22 protein-coding genes are annotated in these 23813 nt (G+C 46.8%); 8 read left to right on the top strand and 14 right to left on the bottom strand.

What is annotated here, in order from left to right; all coding sequences use genetic code 11:
• Positions 1–97: 97 nt before the first annotated feature.
• Both ACH3Y6_RS13305 and ACH3Y6_RS13300 read right to left on the bottom strand, forming a co-directional pair.
• Positions 98–1663 (bottom strand): acyl-CoA mutase large subunit family protein, encoded by a 1566-nt coding sequence (locus tag ACH3Y6_RS13305; RefSeq protein WP_490836105.1) that lies wholly within the window; start codon positions 1661–1663, stop codon positions 98–100.
• Positions 1664–1708: 45 nt separating this feature from the next.
• The gene (locus tag ACH3Y6_RS13300) at positions 1709–2212 is read right to left on the bottom strand and encodes a DUF7935 family protein (protein ID WP_490836104.1); all 504 of its coding nucleotides are present in this window, start codon (positions 2210–2212) and stop codon (positions 1709–1711) included.
• Between the two features lie 187 nt (positions 2213–2399).
• Here ACH3Y6_RS13300 and ACH3Y6_RS13295 point away from each other — a divergent pair, with 187 nt between their 5' ends.
• Positions 2400–2747 carry a HesB/IscA family protein gene (locus ACH3Y6_RS13295; RefSeq protein WP_490836103.1) on the top strand — a complete coding sequence of 116 codons (348 nt, stop codon included), beginning with the start codon at positions 2400–2402 and terminating at the stop codon, positions 2745–2747.
• A gap of 78 nt (positions 2748–2825) precedes the next feature.
• On the opposite strand, the gene ACH3Y6_RS13290 is transcribed toward ACH3Y6_RS13295, so the two are convergent.
• The 8 genes from ACH3Y6_RS13290 to ACH3Y6_RS13255 all read right to left on the bottom strand — a co-directional run bounded on the left by ACH3Y6_RS13290 (position 2826) and on the right by ACH3Y6_RS13255 (position 14553).
• Positions 2826–4142 (bottom strand): carbohydrate porin, encoded by a 1317-nt coding sequence (locus ACH3Y6_RS13290; RefSeq protein WP_490836102.1) that lies wholly within the window; start codon positions 4140–4142, stop codon positions 2826–2828.
• Between the two features lie 53 nt (positions 4143–4195).
• On the bottom strand, positions 4196–7327 hold the full coding sequence (locus ACH3Y6_RS13285) for an efflux RND transporter permease subunit (protein ID WP_490836101.1): 3132 nt from the start codon (positions 7325–7327) through the stop codon (positions 4196–4198).
• Between the two features lie 52 nt (positions 7328–7379).
• Positions 7380–8477, bottom strand: a complete 1098-nt coding sequence (locus tag ACH3Y6_RS13280; protein WP_490836100.1) for an efflux RND transporter periplasmic adaptor subunit — start codon at positions 8475–8477, stop codon at positions 7380–7382.
• Positions 8478–8506: 29 nt separating this feature from the next.
• Positions 8507–9823: a TolC family protein gene (locus ACH3Y6_RS13275; RefSeq protein WP_490836099.1), complete on the bottom strand. Its 1317-nt coding sequence runs from the start codon at positions 9821–9823 to the stop codon at positions 8507–8509.
• Positions 9824–9897: 74 nt separating this feature from the next.
• Positions 9898–10281 (bottom strand): hypothetical protein, encoded by a 384-nt coding sequence (locus ACH3Y6_RS13270; RefSeq protein ID WP_490836098.1) that lies wholly within the window; start codon positions 10279–10281, stop codon positions 9898–9900.
• 161 nt (positions 10282–10442) lie between these two features.
• Complete coding sequence (gene secDF, locus ACH3Y6_RS13265; RefSeq protein ID WP_490836097.1) at positions 10443–13547, bottom strand: protein translocase subunit SecDF; 3105 nt, start codon at positions 13545–13547, stop codon at positions 10443–10445.
• Between the two features lie 146 nt (positions 13548–13693).
• Complete coding sequence (locus ACH3Y6_RS13260) at positions 13694–14182, bottom strand: FKBP-type peptidyl-prolyl cis-trans isomerase (RefSeq protein ID WP_490836096.1); 489 nt, start codon at positions 14180–14182, stop codon at positions 13694–13696.
• 35 nt (positions 14183–14217) lie between these two features.
• Positions 14218–14553: a hypothetical protein gene (locus ACH3Y6_RS13255; protein ID WP_490836095.1), complete on the bottom strand. Its 336-nt coding sequence runs from the start codon at positions 14551–14553 to the stop codon at positions 14218–14220.
• Positions 14554–14757: 204 nt separating this feature from the next.
• Between ACH3Y6_RS13255 and ACH3Y6_RS13250 the strand changes: the two genes are divergently transcribed.
• Together ACH3Y6_RS13250 and ACH3Y6_RS13245 are read left to right on the top strand one after the other, a co-directional pair.
• Positions 14758–15357: a lysoplasmalogenase gene (locus tag ACH3Y6_RS13250; protein WP_490836094.1), complete on the top strand. Its 600-nt coding sequence runs from the start codon at positions 14758–14760 to the stop codon at positions 15355–15357.
• Between the two features lie 383 nt (positions 15358–15740).
• Positions 15741–15944 (top strand): hypothetical protein, encoded by a 204-nt coding sequence (locus ACH3Y6_RS13245; protein WP_490836093.1) that lies wholly within the window; start codon positions 15741–15743, stop codon positions 15942–15944.
• 71 nt (positions 15945–16015) lie between these two features.
• Here the strand turns inward: ACH3Y6_RS13245 and groL are convergent, their stop codons facing one another.
• Both groL and ACH3Y6_RS13235 read right to left on the bottom strand, forming a co-directional pair.
• Positions 16016–17653: a chaperonin GroEL gene (groL, locus tag ACH3Y6_RS13240; protein WP_490836092.1), complete on the bottom strand. Its 1638-nt coding sequence runs from the start codon at positions 17651–17653 to the stop codon at positions 16016–16018.
• A gap of 124 nt (positions 17654–17777) precedes the next feature.
• Positions 17778–18059 (bottom strand): co-chaperone GroES, encoded by a 282-nt coding sequence (locus ACH3Y6_RS13235; protein ID WP_490836091.1) that lies wholly within the window; start codon positions 18057–18059, stop codon positions 17778–17780.
• A gap of 423 nt (positions 18060–18482) precedes the next feature.
• Between ACH3Y6_RS13235 and nusB the strand changes: the two genes are divergently transcribed.
• From nusB to ACH3Y6_RS13210, 5 genes are all read left to right on the top strand, one after another.
• Positions 18483–19406: a transcription antitermination factor NusB gene (nusB, locus tag ACH3Y6_RS13230; RefSeq protein ID WP_490836090.1), complete on the top strand. Its 924-nt coding sequence runs from the start codon at positions 18483–18485 to the stop codon at positions 19404–19406.
• Between the two features lie 135 nt (positions 19407–19541).
• Positions 19542–19859 (top strand): preprotein translocase subunit YajC, encoded by a 318-nt coding sequence (gene yajC / locus ACH3Y6_RS13225; protein ID WP_490836089.1) that lies wholly within the window; start codon positions 19542–19544, stop codon positions 19857–19859.
• A 163-nt stretch (positions 19860–20022) separates the two neighbouring features.
• Entirely contained in the window at positions 20023–20628 is a 606-nt protein-coding gene (coaE, locus tag ACH3Y6_RS13220; RefSeq protein WP_490836088.1) for a dephospho-CoA kinase, read from the top strand.
• Positions 20621–20980, top strand: a complete 360-nt coding sequence (locus tag ACH3Y6_RS13215; RefSeq protein ID WP_490836087.1) for a cupin domain-containing protein — start codon at positions 20621–20623, stop codon at positions 20978–20980. Before coaE ends, ACH3Y6_RS13215 begins: the two co-directional genes overlap by 8 nt.
• Positions 20981–21077: 97 nt before the next feature.
• The gene (locus ACH3Y6_RS13210) at positions 21078–21470 is read left to right on the top strand and encodes a hypothetical protein (RefSeq protein WP_490836086.1); all 393 of its coding nucleotides are present in this window, start codon (positions 21078–21080) and stop codon (positions 21468–21470) included.
• Positions 21471–21557: 87 nt separating this feature from the next.
• Here ACH3Y6_RS13210 and ACH3Y6_RS13205 read toward each other — a convergent pair whose 3' ends face one another.
• Positions 21558–22511, bottom strand: a complete 954-nt coding sequence (locus ACH3Y6_RS13205; protein ID WP_490836085.1) for a class I SAM-dependent methyltransferase — start codon at positions 22509–22511, stop codon at positions 21558–21560.
• Positions 22512–22603: 92 nt separating this feature from the next.
• Entirely contained in the window at positions 22604–23794 is a 1191-nt protein-coding gene (locus ACH3Y6_RS13200; protein WP_490836084.1) for a pyridoxal phosphate-dependent aminotransferase, read from the bottom strand.
• Positions 23795–23813 lie beyond the last annotated feature (19 nt).

Genomic DNA, 23813 nt, shown 5'->3' with positions numbered 1-23813 from the left:
GTCAAAATTCAAAAATCAAAATTCAAAAGTAAAAACAAGAAGTAGTCCTTTAACGCTATTTTTTGACTTTTGAATTTTGATTTTTGAATTTGTTTCATTACCCTTTGTATTCTCCGAAAACACTTCTTAACACGCAGGCAATTTCACCCAGTGTGCAGAGGTTTTCGGCGGCTTCGATCACTTGGGGCATCAGGTTGGAGCCCTCTTTTGCGGCAACAACGATCTGGTGCAGGCAACGGTCTACGTTCTCTGCGGAGCGTTTGGCCTTTAGTTGCTGCAGTTTCTCCGCCTGAAGGGTACGGATGCTGTCGTCGATCTTAAAACCGGGTATCGGGTTCTCTTTGTCGATGGTGAATTTGTTCACGCCTACAATGATCTTATCGCCGCTCTCGATATTGCGCTGGTATTCGTAGGCGCTCCTGGCAATCTCGTCCTGCATGAAACCGGATTCGATGGCACTTACGCTGCCCCCCATGGTATTGATCCTGTTGATCAGTTCCCAGGCTTTCTGCTCCACTTCATGGGTCAGTGATTCAATAAAATAACTACCGGCCAAAGGATCTACCGTATCCGGCGCACCGCTTTCATAAGCTACGATCTGCTGTGTGCGCAATGCAATACGGGCCGCTTCTTCGGTGGGCAGGCTCAGGGCTTCATCGTAACCATTGGTATGCAGGCTTTGTGTTCCGCCCAATACCGCTGCCAGGGTCTGTATGGTTACGCGGGAAATATTGTTCAGGGGTTGCTGGGCCGTTAAGGTGGCGCCTCCTGTTTGCGTGTGGAAACGAAGCATCATGGCTTTTTCGTCGGTAGCCCCCAGGTTCTTCATGATCGTAGCCCACATACGCCTGGCTGCACGGAATTTGGCCACTTCTTCAAAAAGGTTATTATGCGCATTGAAGAAGAAGGAAAGCCTTTTGCCAAAAACATTGATATCCAGTCCTTTTGCCAGGGCTGCTTCCACATAGGCTTTACCATTGCTCAAAGTAAATGCAATCTCCTGTACGGCGGTGCTCCCTGCTTCGCGGATATGGTAACCGGAAATGGAGATCGTATTCCACTTGGGCAATTCGCTGCTACACCATTCAAAAATATCTGTAATGATCCGCATGGAAGGTTTGGGCGGATAGATATAGGTACCCCTGGCAGCATATTCTTTCAGGATATCATTCTGGATGGTTCCATTGATCTTCGATAAGTCTGCACCCTGTTTTTTTGCAAGTGCCACATAAAACGCCAGCAGTATAAAACCTGTGGCATTAATGGTCATGGATGTGCTTACCTGTTCCAGGGTAATGTCTTTGAACAGCAGCTCCATATCTTCCAGGCTATCGATGGCTACACCTACCTTACCCACTTCGCCTTCAGCCAGTTCATGGTCACTATCGTACCCGATCTGGGTAGGCAGGTCAAATGCCACACTGAGTCCCATCACGCCCTGCGATAAAAGATAGTGGTACCGTTTATTGCTTTCTTCTGCAGTAGAAAACCCTGCATACTGGCGCATGGTCCATAGTTTACCCCGGTACATATCCGGTTGTACACCCCTGGTATAGGGAAATTGACCGGGCTGCTCCGTTGGCTGCTTGGTACTGTCTGGGGTGGGATAGTAAACCTTTCGGATCTCTATCCCGCTGTCGGTAAATATTTTTTTCTCACTCATTTGGCAATCGTTACAATAAACTATACCTGTTCTGTTCGTCTGTGGTTACAATAATTTTTTGGCTTCAAAACTCAGTGCTTCGCTTACCAGTTCGTGCAGATTGGCTTTATCGTCCTGCACCAGGTATTCCAGTAAGGCCCGGTTCAGGTCCAGTCCGCTGGCCCCGGCCGGTAATAGAGCGCCCACCTGGTTAATGATGAGCAGGTTTTTTTCCTTGAGACTGCGAACGGCATTCCAGGTTTCGGGGGTTACGTAGATCTGCTGGGTAATATTGTAATCAAACTCATCACGGATGGAACGGGTGAGCACCAGTTGCATTTCTCGGGCCGTCAGACCTTCGTAACTGATCCTGCTGACAAGATGGTTAATAGTGATCCGGTCAACCAATAATATCAAACGTTCATATGCCTGCAACTGCAATGCCAGCGAGCCTTTATCGGCTACAGGTTTCTCTGCCTGATTATTTTCATTTTTCGGCCGTAAAAAGAAGTAATACGCAATAAAACCCACCAGGACCACACCGGCCAGTATCAGGTATTTAGAATCCATTATGCCAATTTTGAACAAAAATAAGGTAAACAAGGGCTGTACAAGCTGCTTTTGCAACAAACTGTAGCGGCATAATCCGGAAGAAAACAGCCTCCAAAAATTGTAATGGTCAAAATTTCCTGTATCGAAAACCGGTATTGACAGGATACCTGTATTTCTTCTTAAATTTGCAGTGTAAAGCAGATGTATGGATACAATGACCCAAACCGTACCGGTAACTTTAACGGCCGGTGCCATTACAGAGATCAGGCGTTTGATGAACGAAGAAGGTTTTGATACCACCCAACACCTCCGTATCGGTGTAAAGGGGGGCGGTTGCAGCGGTATGACCTATGTGCTCGGATTTGATAAGGCTGAAGCAGATGATGAACATTTTACCATTGAAGCCATTCCCTGCGTGATGAATAAAAGTCACCAGCTTTATTTATACGGCATGGAAATTGACTGGCAGGGTGGACTGAACAGTCGTGGCTTCACTTTCAGCAATCCCAATGCCAGCAAGACCTGTGGTTGCGGCACCAGTTTCGCAGTTTAATTTTTCTATCTCCAGATAATCCGCCCCGCCCCTCATGGTTGTAACGTACAACTGGTGTACTGCTAGCTGTGTAGCTTTTTATAGGAATGCGTGAAGCCGGAAAGCAACAATATGCACCGGTCCGCGATCCCTGTTATATCCCGGATTTGATATGAACTGGTAATCAGGACTCAGGTATACCTGTCGGAAAAGATGCATCGAATAATAGGCTTCCAGGGTGTTTTCTCTTCCATAACGCAGTTGGCCATCACCGATCAGAAAACCATATCCTCCTTTGGCGAGATAATTCCTGTGATCCTGTGACAGACCGTTGCTAACGAAGGCAAGGGCAAAATGATCTCCGTTGCGTTTCCACCGGCTTCCTTTGAGCTGGATACCGGTAGCAATACTTCTGTCTATTTCAGTGAAAGCCCAGGTTTCGTTTTTCCCGTCATTCCAGCTTACCCTGAAAAAATGGCTGAACCAGCCGAAATGGTTATCCGTACTGAAATAGTAGCCCCACTTGGTTCTCCCGTAGGAACGGCTATCGGTGATATCGGGTACCGACATTCCGCTGTTCAGCGCCAATTGGTAATTACCCATATTGGCCTTATTCATGAATATGCCGGCATGTAAAGTGGTAAACTGTTCTTCGTTTTTTTGAAACAGGTGTGTCTTTTCCAGTTCCCAAACCATACCCATGGCTTTGTTGAACCGGAACTGCAGTTCCGGACCATTCGCTTCGATGGGAACTGTGGTCATTGCCGTTCTGAATGCCCAATCATGGTAGAGAGTCTGTATTACTGCCCCTATAGTGTATCCGCGGGTATTGGCGGGATAGTCCCAGCCACCGCTTCCCATAAGACTCCAGTTCATGAATAGGGTGCGGGCATCATGACTGATGGTGGAATTGTCGAAAAAATCGGTTAGCGCAAACTTGCCTGCCAGCACAGACAAATAATCGGTATGTGCCGTTTCAGCCACCTGGTTCAGACCATCTGCCAGTCTTTCTTTCCTGCTGCTGAGCGGAAAACGGTATTCAGCGTACAGTCTGCCGATAAATGGATGGGGAACCGGATCTCCTACACGGTATACTTCGCCATTAGGGAATCCGGCGATACCCATGGTTTGGCTCAATCCTTTGCCACCTGCTGCTTCCGGGTTGAACACCAGGTACAGGTTTTGGGTGGGCTTGTATGCGAGATAGGCTGTGGCAGATACAGAGGCACGTACCACTTCGCTGGGTAAAAGACTGTTGGCACCGGTATACTTGGCAGAAAAATCGAAATGATACTGGGGAATGAACGTTGACTGGAAATGAAGCGAATAATGCTGATCCCTTTCAACCGTCGTATCCTTTTGCGCCCATAGTGTACAGCTGAGGGTGCATAGTATCCATGTGAACCAAAACTTCATAAGTGATTAGTTAAAAAACCGGTGCAGCCGAACGGCTGCACCGGTAAGACGATTTATACAGCTCCCATTTTTTTCAGGAGTTTCATATTTTGTCGTTTGTGCATAAATACATGTACCAGGCTGTAAATGATCGGCAGGATCAGCAGGGTAAGTATGGTTGATGTGATCAACCCGCCGATGACAACAATGGCCAGGGGTTTCTGCGTTTCGCTTCCAATACCGGTACTGATGGCGGCAGGCAGCAATCCGATAGCGGCCATCAATGCCGTCATCACAACAGGCCTTACCCTTGAGATGACCCCGTCCAGTACCGCTTTGTGCAGCGGCATATGCTGCTCCAGGTTTTTGCGGAATACGCTGATCAGGATGACCCCGTTCTGTATACAGACACCAAACAGGGCAATGAAACCAATGCCGGCGCTGATGCTGAAATTCATACCTGTGATGTGCAGGGCCAGAATACCGCCGATCAATGCAAATGGAACGTTGAGTATGGTAAGCAAGGCGTCTTTCACGTTGCCGAATGTGATGAACAGGATCAAAAAGATACCCAGTAAACAAATCGGCACCACATTGGCCAGTGTCTGTGAGGCACGTTGCTGGTTTTCAAACTCACCATTCCAGGTCATCCGGTAGTTCTTGGGTAATGATACCACTTTGTTCACTTTTTCCTGTGCTTCCTTGATGGTGCTTCCCAGGTCTCTTCCCCGTACAGAGAATTTAACGGGTATGTACCGCCGGTTATTATCGCGATAAATGAATGCCGGACCGGTCAGCGTCCGGATCGTTGCGATCTCTTTGATAGGGATCTTGCTTCCATCTTCTGAAGGAACCATCAGTTGTTCTATCTTCTCCTGTGTGTCACGGAAATCTTTCTGGTAGCGGATACGGATATCAAATTTTCTCTCTCCTTCATATAACTGCGTGGCTGCTTTTCCCCCCAAAGCCATTTCTATCACCGCATTGGCATCTACCGTTGCAATACCGTAAAGTGCCATTTTTGCCTGATCCAATTCAATGCGGAACTCGGGTTGACCCAGGTTGCGAAGTACACCAAGGTCTTCCACACCTTTTACGGTGGACAGAACCGATTCTACCTGGTTGGCCAATGAATCCAGTTTGAGAAAATCAGGTCCGGAAATTTTCACTGCCAGTGATGCAGGCACACCCGCTACGGCTTCCTCCACATTATCTCTGATTGGCTGTGAATAGTTCAGCAGCAGGCCGGGTATCTTGCTTAGTTGTCTGTCGAGACTGTCGATCAGGGCTTCTGTAGACACCCCTTTGCGCCATTCATCTTTGGGGTAGAGGTCAACCGCTATTTCCACATTAAAGAATCCCTTCGGATCGGTACCGTCATTGGTTCTTCCGATCTGGGCAAGCGTATGCCGCACTTCCGGGTATTTACGGATGATGGCGGTCATTTTATCCGAGATCTCTTTAGACTGGCTTAGTGAAGCACTCATGGGCAGCTGGGCTTTTACCCATAGGGCTCCTTCATCCAGCTCGGGCAGAAATTCGCTTCCCAGGAAACGGGCAGAGAAGAAAGTCAGGGCCATCACAGAAAAAGCGATCACCAGACTTGCTTTGGGAAAACGGTAGGCTTTCTGGAACAATGTTTTGATTCCATTTTCAAAAAAATGAACCACAGGATTATGTTTCTCCCGAACATTCTTCCGAAGCAGGATACTTGACAGGGCAGGAACCAGGGTAAGCGTATAGATCAATGCTCCAAGTAAAGCAAATCCCAGTGTATATGCCAGTGGGGAGAACATCTTACCCTCCACTTTCTGAAAGGCGAAAATGGGGATCAGGCAGGTCAGGATGATCAACTTTGAAAAGAAGATAGCTTTACCCATTTCTGTTCCTACCTGTTTGAACAATCCCAGTTTGGCCAGTTTGTTGAACTTATCCATACCCACTTCCTTCGCCCGGTGATCCAATGCCACAAACAAACCTTCCACCATCACCACAGCCCCGTCAATGATGATACCAAAATCCACGGCACCCATCGATAACAGGTTGGCCGGCATATGCATCATACGCAGACACATGAATGCAAACAGCAGTGCCAGCGGTATGATGATACTGACCGTTACAGTTGTTCGCCAGTCGGCCATGAACAGCATAACGATACAGGTTACCAGTACAATGCCTTCAATCAGGTTATGAATCACCGTATGTGTGGCATAATCCATTAACACCGTACGATCGTAAAACGTATCGATCTTTACATCGCTGGGTAATATGTTTTCATTCAGATCTTTTACTTTTTCATGCAGTTTTTCCAGGATCTCTGTCGGGTTTGCACCTTTTACCATTACGACAATGCCTTCCAGTACATCACTTGTGGTATCTTTTGAAACCTGTCCCAACCTTGGTTTGCCGGCTTCTTTTACCTGTGCCAGGTTTTTGACCAGTATGGGTACCCCATTGATCTTGGTGACAATAATATTCTCGATCTCGCTGATATTGTTCAACAGGCCGATCCCCCTTACCACATATGCTTGTCCGTTCCGTTCGATCACGTCTCCACCCACATTCACATTGCTCTTGCCAACTGCATTGTATACATCCAGCGAGGTAAGGCCGTACTTGGTGAGGTTATTTGGGTTGACACTGATCTCAAAACTTTTTTCTTCCCCGCCAAAACTGTTCACATCCGCAACACCCGGCACCCGTTTGAATTCTTTATCCAGTACCCAATCCTGTATGGTATACAGTTCACGTATGCTCCTGGTTTTGCTTTTTAACGTATACCGGAATATTTCGCCCGTTGGACCATAGGGTGGTTGCACGTCTGGTTTAATTCCTTCGGGCAGATCCACATTACCGATGCGGCTAAGCACTTGCTGACGGGCAAACTCATCGGTCACATCATCATCAAAGATCAATCGCACATAGGATAGGCCAAATGAGGAAGTGGTGCGGAGATTCGTTTTACGCTGAACAGAATTCAATACTGTTTCCAACGGTATCGTAACAAATTTCTCCACTTCTTCTGCGCTGCGTCCCGGCCATTGCGTAATGATGATGATCTGTGTATTGGTTACATCCGGGAAGGTTTCGATCGGTGTGTTGCGATAACTGATAAAGCCGATCGTTGCCAGTATGGCTGTCAGGAAAAACACAAAATACCTGTGCCGGAGTGAAAAATGTATGATGGATTTAATAAACTTTACCATAGTGGTAGCATATTACAAATGAGAATAATGAAACGGCATCTGCCATTTCGGGTTATTGGTTGAGTAACTGCTGAAATACCAGCAGCTGGTTCTGTGTGATGATCCTGTCGCCAGGAGCAACGCCGCTCAAGAGATAGGTTTTGTTTTCATTTGATTTCAGGATGTTCACTTCGGCTATCTGCATGTCTTTCGCGGACCTGTACACCACTACAAAATCCTTCCCGTTCAGGGAGATCAACGCTTTGGTAGGGACACAAATGGCCTGTTTGTTTTCCTGGTTAGACACAATCACGCGGGCAAACATTTCCGGTCGTAACAGCAGGTCTTTGTTCTCCAGTTTGATCCTTACCCGCATGGTTTTGGTAACAGGATCCAGCACCTGGCTTAATTTGTCGATGGTTCCTTTCAGCCGGATATCAGGATAAGCAAGCGTGGTGACTTCCACTGCATACCCTTCCTTCACTTTTGGGATATCAGCTTCAAATACATTGGCATTTACCCACACGTTTTTCAGATCTGAAATGATAAAAAGATAATCGCCCATATCCGTCCTGATAAAATTGCCCGTATTCACTTTTTTCTCAACAATATAACCGCTGATAGGGGAGACAAGCGTATACGTACCTCCGGCATTACTGCCTTTGCCGCCATTGATACTGATCAGTGACTGTATTTTTGACTTAGCCGCCAATGCTTTTGCATAATTCTGTTTGGCTTCGGTATATTCTTTTTCACTGGATATGCCGTTCTTGTATAACTGCTCGGCATTGTCCAATTGCCTTTTGGCTATGGTTACATCAGCTTCGGCACTGTTCAGGTCGGCATAATTCCCCGCCACATCGGCACTGCGCAATACGGCCAGCACCTGTCCGGCCTGCACTTTATCGCCCAGGGTAACTTTACAGTCAATTACCTGTCCGCTGCTACGCGGATATACTTTGCTGATATTATTCTCATTGTAGCTGACTTCTCCCGTCAGTGTAGTTTCATTGTCGATATAACAGCGTGACACAGAGTCAATGGTGATCATCTTCGCCATGGTATCACTCAATACAAATTTTCCGGGTTTCTCGTCTGCGTTTTTTTTCTCCTTGCAGGATATCATTCCTATCATCAGTAATGCCGGCAAAAGAAGTATGTTCTTGTTCATATTCAATAGTGTAATGGGTAATGAAATTTTTATTTGATCATGTCTGTTCCAAGCTGGTAATTCAAAGCCTCTTTTGCCAGTTGCAGGGCAAGCTGCTGCTGTAATAACCGCTGCTGCGATGCCGTGTAGTCGTTAAAAAAATCGAGGAACTCCAGTAGTCCAATCTGTTTTTGCTGATAACTCTGCACCACGTTTCCGTACATGGCATGGTACTTTTCGTAAAACTCCGGCTGACTGCCACTGTTCTGTTTTACGGACAATAACAGTTTGGTATAGGCATTGGTAATATTGTTACGTAATTCCGTTTCTGCATTGGCCGTAACGGACTGCTGCTGTTTTACTGAAAATGCTGCCGAACGGATGTTCCCCTGGTTTTTGTTCAGGATGGGCAGGGGGAGGGAAATACCCAGTCCCACATAATTGGGCGTATAATTCGAGTTGCGGTCAAAATTAGGCCCGAGTGTGATGTCGGGTATACGTAAAGCTTTCTGGTAATCCAGGTTCTGCTGCTGGTATAAAGTCTGCGTTACCTGCAACTGGTAATAAGGATTATTTTTCCTTGCACTTTCATACAACAGGTCCTGCTCTGAAACCAAAGAGACATCCGGATCGGTTTTCAACGGGAACCTGTCGCCGGGTTTGATAAACACGTTTTCCCTGATGCCGAGCAGGGTTTTCAGATCCGCTTCATTATCTGCCAGTGAACGGTTCAGTTCTGTCAGGTCCTGCTCCAGTGAGATGACGAGGTTCCGGATCCGCAGAAAGTCTTTCTGTGCAATATTACCTGCGTTCAGCTGTGCCTGCATGCCATTGAGCAGTTTTTGCAGTTGTGCCAGCTGGTTTGCATAGATCTTCCCTGTTTCCAGCTGCTGCAGTATGGTAAAGTAGTCGATGCGCAACTGGTAACGGAGATTGCGCAAGACATCCTGCAGCTGCCATTCGCTTAATTTCACATTGGTATTGGCCAGGCTGATCAGCTTATTTCTTTTGCCAGCGGTTTTGATCAGCTGTTGTACCTGTGCATAATACTGCCCGCTGAATGATCCATCGGCATTTTTGCCATATGGAAAAAACCTGCCGCCGGCGGCGATCACCTGGTCTGTATTCAGAACCGGGTTATCCCAAAGTCTCGCCTGTTGCACCAGGGCTTTCTGGGCATCTACGTTAAAATGAGCCGCCAATAATAAGAGGTTACTGTCCAGGAACCTTTTTTCAACTTCAGGTAAATGAAGGGTGAGGGTGTCATGGGTAAAAGTCTGAGCACGAGCCGTTGTCTGTGCAGAACCCAAAAATAAAGTGGTCAGCAATAACGCCGAACACATACGTGTACGTAATGATAAACGCATAATAAGAATTAGGATGTCCAAATCAATACTGGTAGCAAAAAACAGCTGTCAGTGTGTTAACAGAAATAGAAGGATCAGCAGGTTTTGGGAGGTGGGGGATTGATCTCCTGCAGGAACAGGTAGTTGTAAGCGTGCTGCAAGGCAATAGCAGCTTTGCCGGATTTCTCCTGAAATGACGATAATTCGTAAAACAGGGGAGTACATTCCGCTTTAAAAGATACCTGTTTATGAAAATGCAGGTCTTTATGGTGTTGTACCTGTTCGGGAATCGCATTTTTGATACCCATGATCACTTCCATTACATATTCAACAGCTGTTTCCGTGATATTGGTAGTCACTTCTTCTTTGACAGGAGAATACAGGGGACTGAAATTAGGGGCATAGATACTCAGGTTCAATACCTGCAAAGCAAGTAAGAAAACTATGAACCGGGTAATATGTTTCTTTGAATGCTGCACAATGTAACCTTTCAAAGTTACATCTGATGTGAACAGAATAGATGTTAATGAATGATTAAAGGGGAATCCATTAAGTGAATTTTAATCTGCCTGTCCAGTTCCGGTTGGTCATAAAAAAGCCCGTAGCGATGACTACGGGCTTTGGTTATCAAAAGATTATATTATTTCTTGGCTTCAACGGAAGACTTTCTTCCCAGTGGGCGGTGCTTGGCAAAATCTACCAGAACAGGGGCCGCTACAAAGATAGAAGAGTAAGTACCGGTAACCACACCGATCAGCATGGCGAATGCGAAACCACGGGTAACTTCTCCGCCGAAGATGAAGAGGATCAGGATGGTCAGGAATACGGTCAGTGAAGTCATGATTGTACGGCTCAATGTCTCGTTGATCGCACGGTTAATCACCGCAGCATTGTCAGAACTTTTCATCAGCGAGCTGTCTTCACGGATCCTGTCGTACACGATCACCGTATCGTTCATCGAGAAACCGATCACCGTCAGGATCGCAGCAATGAAGTGCTGATCAATCTCAAGCGGGAAAGGAACGATTGTCCGGGCATAACTAAATACGATCAGTGTTACAAATACGTCGTGTAACAGGGAGAAGATCGTACCCAGTGAATAACGCCAGTCACGGAATCGGATGAAGATATACAGACAGATCATGATCAGACCAAAAATCACCGCCTTGGTAGCACCTTTTTTCAGGTCGTCTGAAATGGTCGGTAATACAGTCTGTGAACTCTGTTTGTATACTTTTTCAAAATCGTTGAAAGTAGTATTGGCAGGCAGGTGGTTCTTCAGGCCGGCAAAGAGTTTTTTCTCTACCAGTGAATCAATATTGCTGCCGGTTTCCTTGATCTTATAAGAAGTGGTGATATTGATCTGGTTCTTCACATCCACGGTCTTGATGATCACAGCCTCTCCGAATTCAGCTTTCAGCTCGTCGCGGATCTGGTCTTCATTCACCGGTTTGTCGAATTTGATGGTATAACTGCGTCCACCTGAAAATTCAACACCCTCATCAAAAGCATCTTTGCGTACCAGGGTGCTCAGTCCCAGCAGGAAGATCACAACGGAAATACCATATGCAATTTTCCGGTACTCGATGAATTTGAAAGAAGCGTGTTTGAAGATTTTTTTAGACAGTCCCGTAAAATATTCAAAGTGTCGGTTCTTGCCCATATAGATATCTGTGATCAGCCTGGATACCAGGATACCGCAGAACAGCGACAACAGGATACCGATGATCTGTGTAGTGGCAAAACCCAGTACCGGACCCAATCCGAAATAAGCCAGGATGATGGCGGTGAGCAGGGTGGTCACGTGTGCATCCAGTACGGGAGCCAGAGAACGCCTGTAACCATCGTTAACGGCATTCTGGTAGCTCTTTCCTTTGGTCAGCTCTTCCTTGATACGTTCAAAGATGATTACGTTGGTATCCACTGCCAGACCTACGGTAAGTACCAGACCGGCAATACCGGGAGCCGTCAGCGTAAAGCCCAGGGCGCTCAGGATACCGATGGTGAACAGCAGGTTCAGGATCAGGGCAATATTGGCCACCCATCCGCCGGTGTTATAATACAGCAGCATCAGGGCAAAGATGACGATGAAGGAAACCAGGAACGACATGGCGCCACCATTAATGGAAGCTTTACCCAGGGTTGGGCCCACTTGCTGTTCCTGTATGATTTTGGCCGGAGCAGGCAGTTTACCGCTCTCCAGGATCTCGGCCAGGTCCTGCGCTTCTTTAATGGTATAGCTGCCGGAGATCTGTGAGTTACCGGTAGTGATGGGCTCGTTTACGTTAGGAGCGGAGTACACGAAATTATCCAGTACCACGGCAATGGGTTTACCCACGTTACGGGTGGTCATTCTGGCCCAGCCGGCAGTACCCGCTTTGTCCATATTCATTTTGATAGCGATACGGCCACGTTCATCATAGTCCTGGGAAGCGCTGATACCTTCGCCACCCAGTTCTGCCTGACCGTTATCCAGGGTCTTGATGGCATACAGGGTCAGGATGTCTTTCAACTTGGGATCATCACCTTCTGCTTTACCATACATGAATACCAGGTTGGATGGGAACTTGTTCTTCACCACATCCAGGTGCAGGTAATCGTTCAATGTACCGGTATCTTTTGAAGGGATATATCCGATAGCTGCAGGAAATACGGTTTTACCGTCCTGTCCAGCATAAGGCTGGCTGAACTGAATCAGTCGGCCGATCGGGTTCTTGTTGGCATTGGCTTTGGCAGAGTCTGCTTTCACTGCAGCTTTGGTATTACCGGCAATGGCAGACAGGGTAGCTGTTTTACCACTGTCTTTTTGAGTAGCGGCCGTAGCAGTTTTGGCAACGGTGTCAACACTTGCCTTTTGGGTAGTGTCTGCTGTTTTTATTCCATTCAGGTAATCTTCCACCGCTTTATCGGCTTCTATAATGCCGTTCTGTAATTCTTTGCTCTCGAAAGTATATACTTCAAAGAACTGGAGGTTGGCGGTAGATTGCAGGAAGGCGCGAACCCTTTCCTTATCGTTGATACCGGCCAGTTCAATGTTGATATAACCTTTAACCGGGTCAGGATTGATATTGGGTGATGCCACACCAAAACGGTCGATCCTGGTACGCAGGATGCGGTAAGTGGTATTGAAAGCAATATTCGCCTGGTCTTTCAGGTAAGAAGCCACTTTATCATCACTGTCGTCGATCTTAACTTTGGGTGGGTTACCGCTACGTGCCGCAAAGAAAGGGGCCAGTCTGGTACCGGGACTCACTTTGGCCAGTTCCTCGCGGAACAGGGAAATAAGGTCGGCACTGGTATTGGCTTTGCGGGCAACTGCCTGCTCCAGCGCTTTGTTGAAGTTGGCATCCTTGGTATAGTTGGCCAGGGATTTGAGGAGACCATCCAGGCCCACTTCCATGGTTACGCTCATACCACCCTGCAGGTCGAGACCCAGCATCAGTTCCTTTTCTTTGGCGCTGCGGTAAGTGGTCAGACCAAAAGCCAGCTTCGCGTCTTTGGTGCTGTCGAGAAGGCGCTTCAGTCTTTCTTTTTTCAGATCGCCCAGGCTATCTGCATAAGCAGCCTGTAATTCTTTGTTTCCGGGGTATTTGGCCTCGGGAGTGGGGAAAGTTTTCAGCCAGGTATCGGCCTTTTTTTCCATTTCACTTTCATGGTTCTTCACGAACCAGGTGAATGACAATTGATACAGGCAGATGAGTATCAAGGCAATCGCAAAAAATCGCACTAAACCTTTCAGTTGCATATTAGTAACGGTTTACAAATTTTTTTAGAGCGGCAAAGATAGGGGAATGGTAATGAAATCCGATATCCCCCATGATATTGGTTTTTAGCAAAAAAAGACCGGTTTTCGCTTGCCGGCCTTCCTAGATAGGGTGTTTTTCAGAAGAGTTATCTAACATCAGTCAATGTGACATCAAAAAACAAAGGTTCATTTGGGTTGATAACATACTGGCCGGCACCGTTTTTGCTGCCGGTACAGCTGTAAGCCAGTGCTGAAGGAATGACCAGTTTGATCCGGCCACCTTTTTTGATCAGGGGCAGACCAATCTTCCAGCCGTCAATTACGCCGCTGAGTGAGAAACTTACAGGGTTGGCGGTAGCATCAAATGTAGTGCCGTTCAGCAATTTACCGGTATATACCGCCGAAACGATGGAAGTGCTCACTGGGGCCAGGCCACTGCCTGGAGCAATGATCTCATATAAAAGTCCGCTGCTGCTTTCTGTATAATTGATGCCATTGGCGGTGCAATAGGCCACCATCTGGGCTTTTTCAGACGCAATACTGGCCGGCTGGCAACCACTGGTATCGCTTTTTCCACAGGATATATTAAAAATAACCATTGAGAGAACAAGAACCGAGAGAACAAATTTTTTCATGCAGTTTTTTAGATTTATAGACTGTATTTTGATTACTAAGGCTGCTTAGGCAGCTTGTTTTCTGACTTATTTTTCAGGATCAATAATTCCTGGTACCGCTGTTCCTGCATTTCCCACCGGAATTTCCGGTAAACAAATGCCATAAAAACAGATACGATCATCAATGCCAGTACAAATACCACCGAACTCAAACGGGAATTGGCCACCATATTGGCCCGCTCATACCATCCCGTTTCGAGTATCAGCAGAACCCCGATACCAATGGAAAAACCGAAAGACAGGCCGATCAGAAAGGGTCTCAGGCTGTTCTTTTCCCGGATCCTGTTCTCGGCCCACCATTGCAGAAATGATTCGTTTTCCTGGCTCAACATGCGGCAAAAGTAATCCTTCCCCCTATAATATAGTTCAGGCCCATGGTAATAAATACGGCTTTGTGAACGTTTCAGATCAGGACTTTCCATTGATCACCCAATCCGCTTTTTATGCAATTGCTCCGAAAATATGGTATGGGCTTGTTCCTTGCCGTCCTGCTGCTTCACTGTGGATTTATTTATCTGGAAATAAGTTCGTTCAGGATGTTAACGAAACTTTTATTGTTGCCCGTATTGATGGGTTATCTATATGCCGGTGAGGGTAAGACCAGCCCGGTTCTTTACCTGGGACTGTTCTGTTCCTTTCTGGGCGACCTGTTGCTGACGCGTTCAGGCGAGGCATTTTTCCTGTTGGGCATGCTGGCATTCATCGGTACGCATCTTTGTAACAGCTGGTTCTTTTACCGGTTGCAAAAAGGGTACACCGGTAAACCCCGTAACCTGGCATTGGCTATTATTGTGCTGGTCCTGATCTCGGGGCAGATCTTCTATTACCTGAATGATCAATTGGGAACTTTCCGGGTGCCCATACTCGTTTATATGGTGATCATCTGCACCATGGCGGTCATGGCTACACAGACCCTGGTGAACCCCGCGGTACAAAAGATAGCGGTCACCTGTTTTATACCTGGTGCGGCTTTGTTCGTTTTGTCCGACGGCTTGCTCGCCATCAATAAATTCGCCCTGCATAACCGTTGGGCAGATATGGGCGTGATGTTGACCTATGGCCTGGCGCAATATTTCCTGGTACAGGGTTTTGCGGCGTATGCAGAAACCCGAAAGCAGCAGGTTCCGGTCATTTGATTTCCGGTATACCTAACCTGTTTGGTGAAGAATTGCCTCCGGGCATATTCGTAGCCAGACTTGTACAGAGTGCTTGTCCTTATTTTCCCACTTCTCTATGGACCTTTCTTCCGGACCTGATAGTAACATCCTTGTCCTATATTCTACCCATATACCGTATATATATTGCAGATAACCCGCTTTTTTAAAGAGGCGGGTTATCTACGGGTTATAGGCGGGTTATCTGCGGGTTATCTGCAGGTCATCTGTTTATATGATACGGATAATCAATAGGTTACAATAGTTTAGGTACCTAAAATGCATTATAATTAACTGGTTATCATCTTATTATTTATAAAAAAGGACTGTGTCGCAGAAAGATTATTGCCCATACGTTTGATATCGTGGCAACCGGTTTTAGCTGCAGATCATGTAAGGCGCTCTGTATATTCATCATTCAGAACCTCATTTTTGCCTGGAACCTGTTCGGAGCGGGCGGTCACTCACAGGGGCTCGTGTACAGCATCATACCGTATACCATTGCACAGTTCCTGCTGGCAAAAGGTATCCTGCAACGATACCTGAAACAAAAACAGGATAACCGATAATCTATTGTGCATAAAAAATCCCCGCTCTTTTGCAAGATGCGGGGATTTTTATTGGCAGGATGGGGTAGGGATTAGTATCCGCCCATACCACCCATATCAGGTGCACCAGCGTGTGCGTGCGGAGCTTCCGCTTTTGGTTTATCAGCGATCACACACTCAGTTGTCAACAACATAGCGGCGATGGATGCTGCATTCTCCAATGCTACACGGCTTACTTTGGTTGGGTCAATTACACCGGCTTTGAACAGGTTCTCATACACTTCTGTGCGGGCGTTGAAACCGAAGTCGGCTTTGCCTTCCTTGATTTTCTGCACCACAATAGAACCTTCAATACCGCTGTTCACCACGATCTGGCGCAGGGGCTCTTCGATCGCTCTTTTCACGATCTGGATACCGGTAGATTCGTCTTCGTTGGAACCTTTCAATTTTTCCAGGCTCTCAACGGCACGGATATATGCTACACCACCACCGGGAACGATACCTTCTTCCACAGCAGCCCTTGTTGCGTGCAGGGCATCGTCAACGCGGTCTTTTTTCTCTTTCATTTCCACTTCTGTAGCAGCACCTACGTACAGTACAGCCACACCACCGCTTAATTTAGCGAGGCGCTCCTGTAATTTTTCGCGGTCGTAGTCAGAAGTGGTGTTTTCGATCTGGGCTTTGATCTGGTTAACACGGGCAACGATGTCGGCTTTTTTACCTTTACCGCCTACCACGATGGTGTTATCCTTGTCAATGGTTACAGAAGCGGCCTGTCCTAAATAGGTCAGGTCTGCATTCTCCAGTTTAAAGCCCTGCTCTTCGCTTACCACGGTACCTGCAGTCAGGATCGCGATATCGGTCAGCATTTCTTTTCTACGGTCGCCGAAACCAGGTGCTTTCACAGCAGCTACTTTCAGGGTACCACGTAATTTATTTACAACCAGTGTTGCCAGTGCTTCACCTTCCAGGTCTTCTGCAATGATCAACAGCGGACGACCGCTCTGGGCCACTTTCTCCAGGATATGGAGGATATCTTTCATAGCGCTGATCTTCTTGTCGTAGATCAGGATATAAGGGTTCTGCAGTTCCACTTCCATTTTCTCGCTGTTGGTAACGAAGTAAGGAGAGATATAACCGCGGTCGAACTGCATACCTTCCACCACATCAACTGTGGTATCGGTACCTTTTGCTTCTTCTACGGTGATCACACCTTCTTTACCCACTTTGTTCATGGCAGTAGCGATCAGTTTACCGATCTCGCTATCACTGTTAGCAGAGATCGTAGCTACCTGCTCGATTTTCTTGGTGTCGTTACCTACAGTCTGTGACTGGGCTTTCAGACTCTCGATGATCTTGTCAACGGCCTTGTCGATACCACGCTTCAGATCCATCGGGTTGGCACCTGCAGCTACGTTCTTCAGACCTTCGCCAATGATGGCCTGGGCCAGAACGGTAGCGGTAGTGGTACCGTCACCGGCAATGTCAGCGGTTTTGGAAGCCACTTCCTTCACCATCTGGGCACCCATGTTCTCGATAGGGTCTTCCAGTTCAATTTCTTTCGCTACGGTCACACCATCTTTTGTTACCTGGGGTGCACCGAATTTCTTTTCGATAACCACGTTACGACCTTTTGGTCCGAGGGTCACTTTTACAGCGTTGGCAAGGGTGTCAACGCCTTTTTTCATCTTATTTCTTGCTTCAATGTCAAAGAAAATCTGCTTTGCCATATTGTTTAATTTGAGAATTTGAAAATTTGAAAATTTGAGAATTGGGAAAATTGAAAACCTGAAACCTGCAACGATCTGAAAAGATGATCCTTTTCAAATGACCACATTTTCACATTTTCAAATTTTACACGATCGCGAGGATGTCACTCTCACGCATGATCAGCAAATCCTGACCTTCGATCTGGATCTCGGTTCCTGCATATTTACCATACAAAACGGTATCGCCAACTTTTACAGTTACAGGCTCGTCCTTTTTACCAGCACCGGCAGCTACAATGGTGCCACGTTGTGGTTTTTCTTTTGCAGTATCAGGGATAATGATTCCGCCTGCGGTTTTTTCTTCAGCAGCGGCAGGCTTAACAATTACTCTGTCGTGCAGAGGAGTAACGTTGAGTTTTTTTGCCATACGTTATGGGTTTTTAATGAATTGAGAAATAATATTGTCCTGGTAACCATTTTTGTGCCACCCGGGTGTTTCAGGTCAAATTTGCAGCATCCCGCTCCAAATAGGCCCCGCAGCTGTATAGTCTGTCAGAAACGGGGGCAAAGATGGGGTAAGTTTCTGACAACCCGTGTCAAAATTTCATAACCTGCCCGGCTGGTCTGTACCACCTGGAACGGGCAGTTCACCCTCCTCAATAAGCGATCTTAGCGGAAGAGCTGATCGTCGGATTTTTTCCCGGCTGTTTCCTGTTACTGATACGGCAGAAACAGCTTAGGGAATAGGGTACATACAGGTGACAGGCCCCGGTTTACCGCCGATGATTTACATTTTGCACCAGAAGCCGAAACCAATATCTTTGCATCCCTCAAACTAAGTTCTTACCAGATGATCAGTAGAAGAAATATTCGTGTGAAAGTGATGCAGTTGCTGTACATGATTGAAGCGGCGGATAACCCGGTCGCTTTTAAAAAACCCGTTGAAGAATTACAGAAACAATTGGATAAAAGCAGGGAACTGTTCGTATACCTGTTGTACTTTCTCACAGAAGTGGCCCGCTACGCGGAAACCAGCGCACAAAAAAGAGCTTCCCGGAACCTCCCTACGGAGGAAGACCTGAATGTGAACATCAAGATCGCCGGTAATGAGTTCCTCTGGCAGATACTGGAGAATGAATCTTTCAAAAAAGCGGTGGAAACCGACCTGCCTTCCAAATTGCTGGATAAGGATCTGGTAAAGAAGATCTATGAAGATCTGACCAATACGGAAAAATACAAGGAATACATCAACCACGAAGGCAGGGAAAAGGCCAAAGAGAAAGAGATCATCAAACTGATCTTCACACAGCTCATGCTGCCCAATGAACTGTTCATTGCCCACCTGGAAGAACTTTTCAATAACTGGGACGATGATGCCGACATGATGGATCAGCTGATGCAGAACTATATCCAGAAACCATCCAGTTATAACCTGCAGGAAATGTTAAGCCCGGAAAAATGGGGTTTTGCCAAATCACTGCTCACCACTACACTGGAGAAGAAGGACTTCTGTATGGAGCTCATCAAACCCAAACTGAAGAACTGGGATTCGGAGCGGATAGCCCAATTAGATATGGTACTGATGCGCATGGGCGTTTGTGAACTGCTGTACTTTGAAACCATCCCCACAAAAGTCACTATCAACGAATACATAGACCTGGCCAAGGATTACAGTACCCCGCAGAGCGGACAGTTCGTGAATGGTATCCTCGACAATATCCACAAAGAAATGCTGGAAGCAGGCAAGATCCATAAGGTAAGTTTCAAGAAATAAGCAGGTAGCAGGAATTTACCTTTTTGTTACCAGAAATTCGCTCCAACGAAAGGTGCAGACACTTATCTTTACGGCCCTTGATCCATATGATTAAGAAAAGGATACAGGTTACGTCAATCATTAAAAACAACTATAATGACTAATTTACATTTCGTTTTACTGCAGGCTGCCGGATCTGGTGGCGGTATGGTGCAGCTGGTTTTGATGGGAGGTATCATCCTCGTTTTCTGGTTATTCATGATTCGTCCGCAGGCCAAGAAAGCCAAGGAGCAGAAGAAATTTGTTGACAATATGCAGAAAGGCGACAAAGTGGTGACCATTGCAGGTATCCATGGAACCATCAACAAGATCAACGAAGACAATACTTTACAGCTGGAAGTAAGTCCAGGCAGTTACCTGAAGATCGAAAAATCATCGATCAGCATGGAATGGTCAAGCGCCATCAATAAATAGCTGTAACCAAAAGCTTACCGCTTTATCTGAAAATGGGGCCGGATGATCTTCATCCGGCTTTTTTATGGATACAGAGTAAAACCAGCCTGTATACAACAAATACCCGGCAGTGGGTTTCCGGTAATGCGCCAGAAATAATATCTTTCCAACAGAATTCCTACCCATGGCACTGCGCATCGGTCTAACAGGTGGTATCGGCAGCGGTAAGTCAACCGTATCGGGCATTTTTAAGGTGCTCGGTATTCCTGTATTCGATGCTGATGCGGCTGCCAAAGAACTGATGCAAACCCATCCCGCGCTGAAACACGCTATCATCGACAAATTTGGAGAGACGGTATATACCGATGGCCGGTTGAACCGGAAGCAGCTGGCTACCATCGTTTTTAGCAATCCTTTTCAACTGGAAACCCTGAACGCACTGGTACATCCATATACCATTGCCGCGGCAGAGGAATGGGCAGCACAGCAGACCACGCCTTATACCGTTAAGGAAGCGGCCCTGTTTTTTGAAGCCGGTTCTGCCATCGGGTTTGATTATATGATCGGTGTATATGCGCCCCAGCATATTCGTATCAAGCGGGTAATGGACAGGGATCAGGTGAGCAGGGAAGAAGTGCTCAGCCGGATGAAACGGCAGATCCAGGAAGAGATCAAAATGCGCTTATGCGATTTTGTGGTGCTCAACGATGACCAGCATTTGCTGATACCTCAGGTACTGAAATTACACGAACAGTTTCTGAACGAAACAGGAAATACCTACCATGTATAAAGTAACCCTGACAGACAAATTTTCGCAGATCACAGATTATTGGAACCCACATATTGTGGGTGAACTGAACGGACAACAGGTAAAACTGGCCAAATTCAAAGGCCCCTTCACCTGGCATCACCATGCACTGGAAGATGAATTCTTTTTTGTGGTAAAGGGTTCTTTTGTAATGGAACTCCGCGACAAAAACATTGCCTTACAGGAAGGTGATTTTCTGGTGGTACCCCGGGGTGTGGAGCATCGTCCCAATGCCGAGGAAGAGGTTTGGGTTATGTTATTCGAGCCGGCTTCTACCCTGAATACAGGAAATACAGAAAACGAATTCACCCAAAAGCAACTGAACCGCATCTGATCCATTTGTAAGAGATTTCTCCGAAAAGGGAAAACCTACCATAGAATGAACCGATTATTTAGTTGGCGTCTTTTCTGAATAAGTTAATTTCTATTAATTGCCCATCATACCACAATTATACGAGCCCATCATCCGGTCTGCCCGCAAAAGAACGACCCTGATCCTGGTGATCTGTTTATTGGCGCTGGCTGGGTTGCAATACATGGTGTTCGGCATTGCTGTTCCCCAAGCAGCCCGTTTTGCCACTCCCATGAAATGGCGCAACCTTCCGCTCCGCGAGAAAAGGGATATTGTGCAGGCTTATCTCGGAGCACCCGCCGCATCTTCCACTGATTTGGACCAATGGGCATCCGGCAGCAAGGGAAAAAGCTACTACCTCCAGGTATACTACGCAAGCGACAGCACAGCCACGGGTTATGTGATACGTTACCAATTTGAGAAATGGTTGTGGAAGAGGGATTACAGTATTGACAGTATTTCCATTAAGTAATGATAGAATGATAGGATGAGTGAATGATAGAATGGCGTAAAAAATTTCCTTACCATTCACTCATCCTATCATTCACTCATTCACTCATTATTTTCTCCCCCTGTAACACCACCGTTTCAGTTTGCCTTCAAAATCGAAAGCTGTGGTGGCTTTGGTAATGTCTTTGATCTCGGATGCATGGATCTTTTCGGGTTCCAGAACGAATTTGGTGAAGTTGGTGCTGAAGTAGACGATGCCTCCCGGGGTGGTGGCTGCCAGTACATCGTTCAATAATTCCACATGGTCGCGCTGGATATCGAGAAAGTCTTTCATGCGCTTGCTGTTGCTGAATGTGGGCGGGTCCATGATCACCAGGTCAAAGCTGTCGGGCTGTAGTGTTTTCAGGTATTGTTTCACATCTGCATGGATGAACCGGTATTTAGCCGCATCCTTGAAATGGTTGATCACCATATTATCTTCTGCCCAGGCCAGGTAGGTCTTGGATAGGTCCACGGAAGTGACCGTAGCTGCGCCACCGGCGGCGGCATATACAGAGAAAGATCCTGTATAACAGAAAAGGTTCAGTACACGTTTGTCCTTACTCTGTTCCCGCACCATCTGCCGGGTGATGCGATGGTCAAGGAACAGGCCGGTATCCAGATAGTCGGTCAGGTTCACCTGGAATTTCAGGCCATTCTCCAATACTGTGAAGAACTCCTGTTTGGTATCCATCTTCTCATATTGGTCCTCGCCGCGGTGCGACATCCGCTTGCGCTGTCTCACAAACATCAGCTCCTGTGGTATGCCGGTTATCTCGGTGATGACGGACAGGCAATCATTCAGCCATACTTCATGTTCTTCGTCTGTCATGCCATGGCGGCGAAGGTATTCGGCCAGGTAGATCTTGTCTTCATAGATCTCTATGCAAAGCGGAAATTCAGGCAGGTCATGGTCGTACACACGGTAACAGGATACCGATTGCCTTTTGGCCAGTTTGCTTTTGTGTTTGTACACTTTTGCCAAACGGTTGCGGAACATCTCTGTTTTTGCCTGTTCACTCATGGCTGCAAAATACGGATTAGCAGGTGCATAAAAAACGTGGTGAAGTATTTCCTCACCACGTTGGTACAGTAAACGGTAAACGAATACCGCGTTTATTTCAATTTGGCCAGAGCTTCCTTGATCCTTGCCCAGGCTGTTTCAATATTTTCCATGCTGGCAGCAAAAGAAAAACGAACACAGTTGGGTTCTCCGAACGCATCGCCCATGACACAGGAAACATGCGCATTGTTCAGTATGTACATGCTCAGGTCGGCTGAATTGTGGATGGTTTCCTGTCCATCGGATTTCCCATAATAGGCACTCACATCCGGGAACACATAAAATGCGCCTTCGGGTGCAAAACATTTGAAACCCGGGATCTCTTTGATCAGTTCCAAAGTACGGGCACGGCGGCGGGTAAACTCAGCGGTCATTTCCTGTGAAGGACGCAGGTCGCCGGTCAAAGCGGCCACAGCGGCTTTCTGTGTGACAGAAGTGGCACCACTGGTGAATTGTCCCTGTAATTTTTCACAGGCTTTGGCAATGGTAACATTGGCGGCAATATACCCCAGGCGCCATCCGGTCATGGCAAAACCTTTACTCAGACCATTGATCAATACCACACGGTCTTTCAGGTCATCGAACTGTGCAATGCTTTCGTGTTTGCCAACAAAATTGATGTATTCATAGATCTCATCAGACAGGATAATGATGTTCGGATATTTCCTGAACACAGCGGCCAGTGCTTCCAGTTCAGACTTGCTGTACACAGCACCGGAAGGGTTACAGGGCGAAGAGAACATGAACACACGGGTCTTATCGGTAATGGCAGCTTCCAGTTCTGCAGCAGTGGCTTTAAAACCATTCTCTACTTTGGTCCTGATCTCAACCACTTTACCACGGGCAATTTTCACCAGTTCAGAATAGGTTACCCAATAAGGGGTTGGGATGACCACTTCATCACCTTCATCCACCAACGCCAGGATAGCATTGGCGAGGCTTTGTTTGGCGCCGGTAGAGGTTATAATGTTCTCAGGTTTATAATCGAGATTATTATCGCGTTTCAATTTCGTGCAAACCGCTTCACGGAGGTCCATATAACCGGGAACAGGAGAGTAGTGGCTCCAGTTATCATTGATGGCTTTGATAGCAGCGTCTTTGATGTGTTGCGGGGTATCGAAATCCGGTTCACCAAGACTCAGATTGATCACATTATGACCTTTAGCTGCCAGTTCACGGCCCAGTTTGGCCATTTTCAGTGTTTCGGGTTCGGCAAACCTGTCTAAAAGGGAGGAAAGTTGCATACAGAATTTACATTAAAAA

The organism is Sediminibacterium sp. FW305-C-269 (assembly GCF_058231045.1).
Note: the sequence above shows the minus strand (reverse complement) of the source record. Positions and strands in the feature narration are given on the sequence as shown.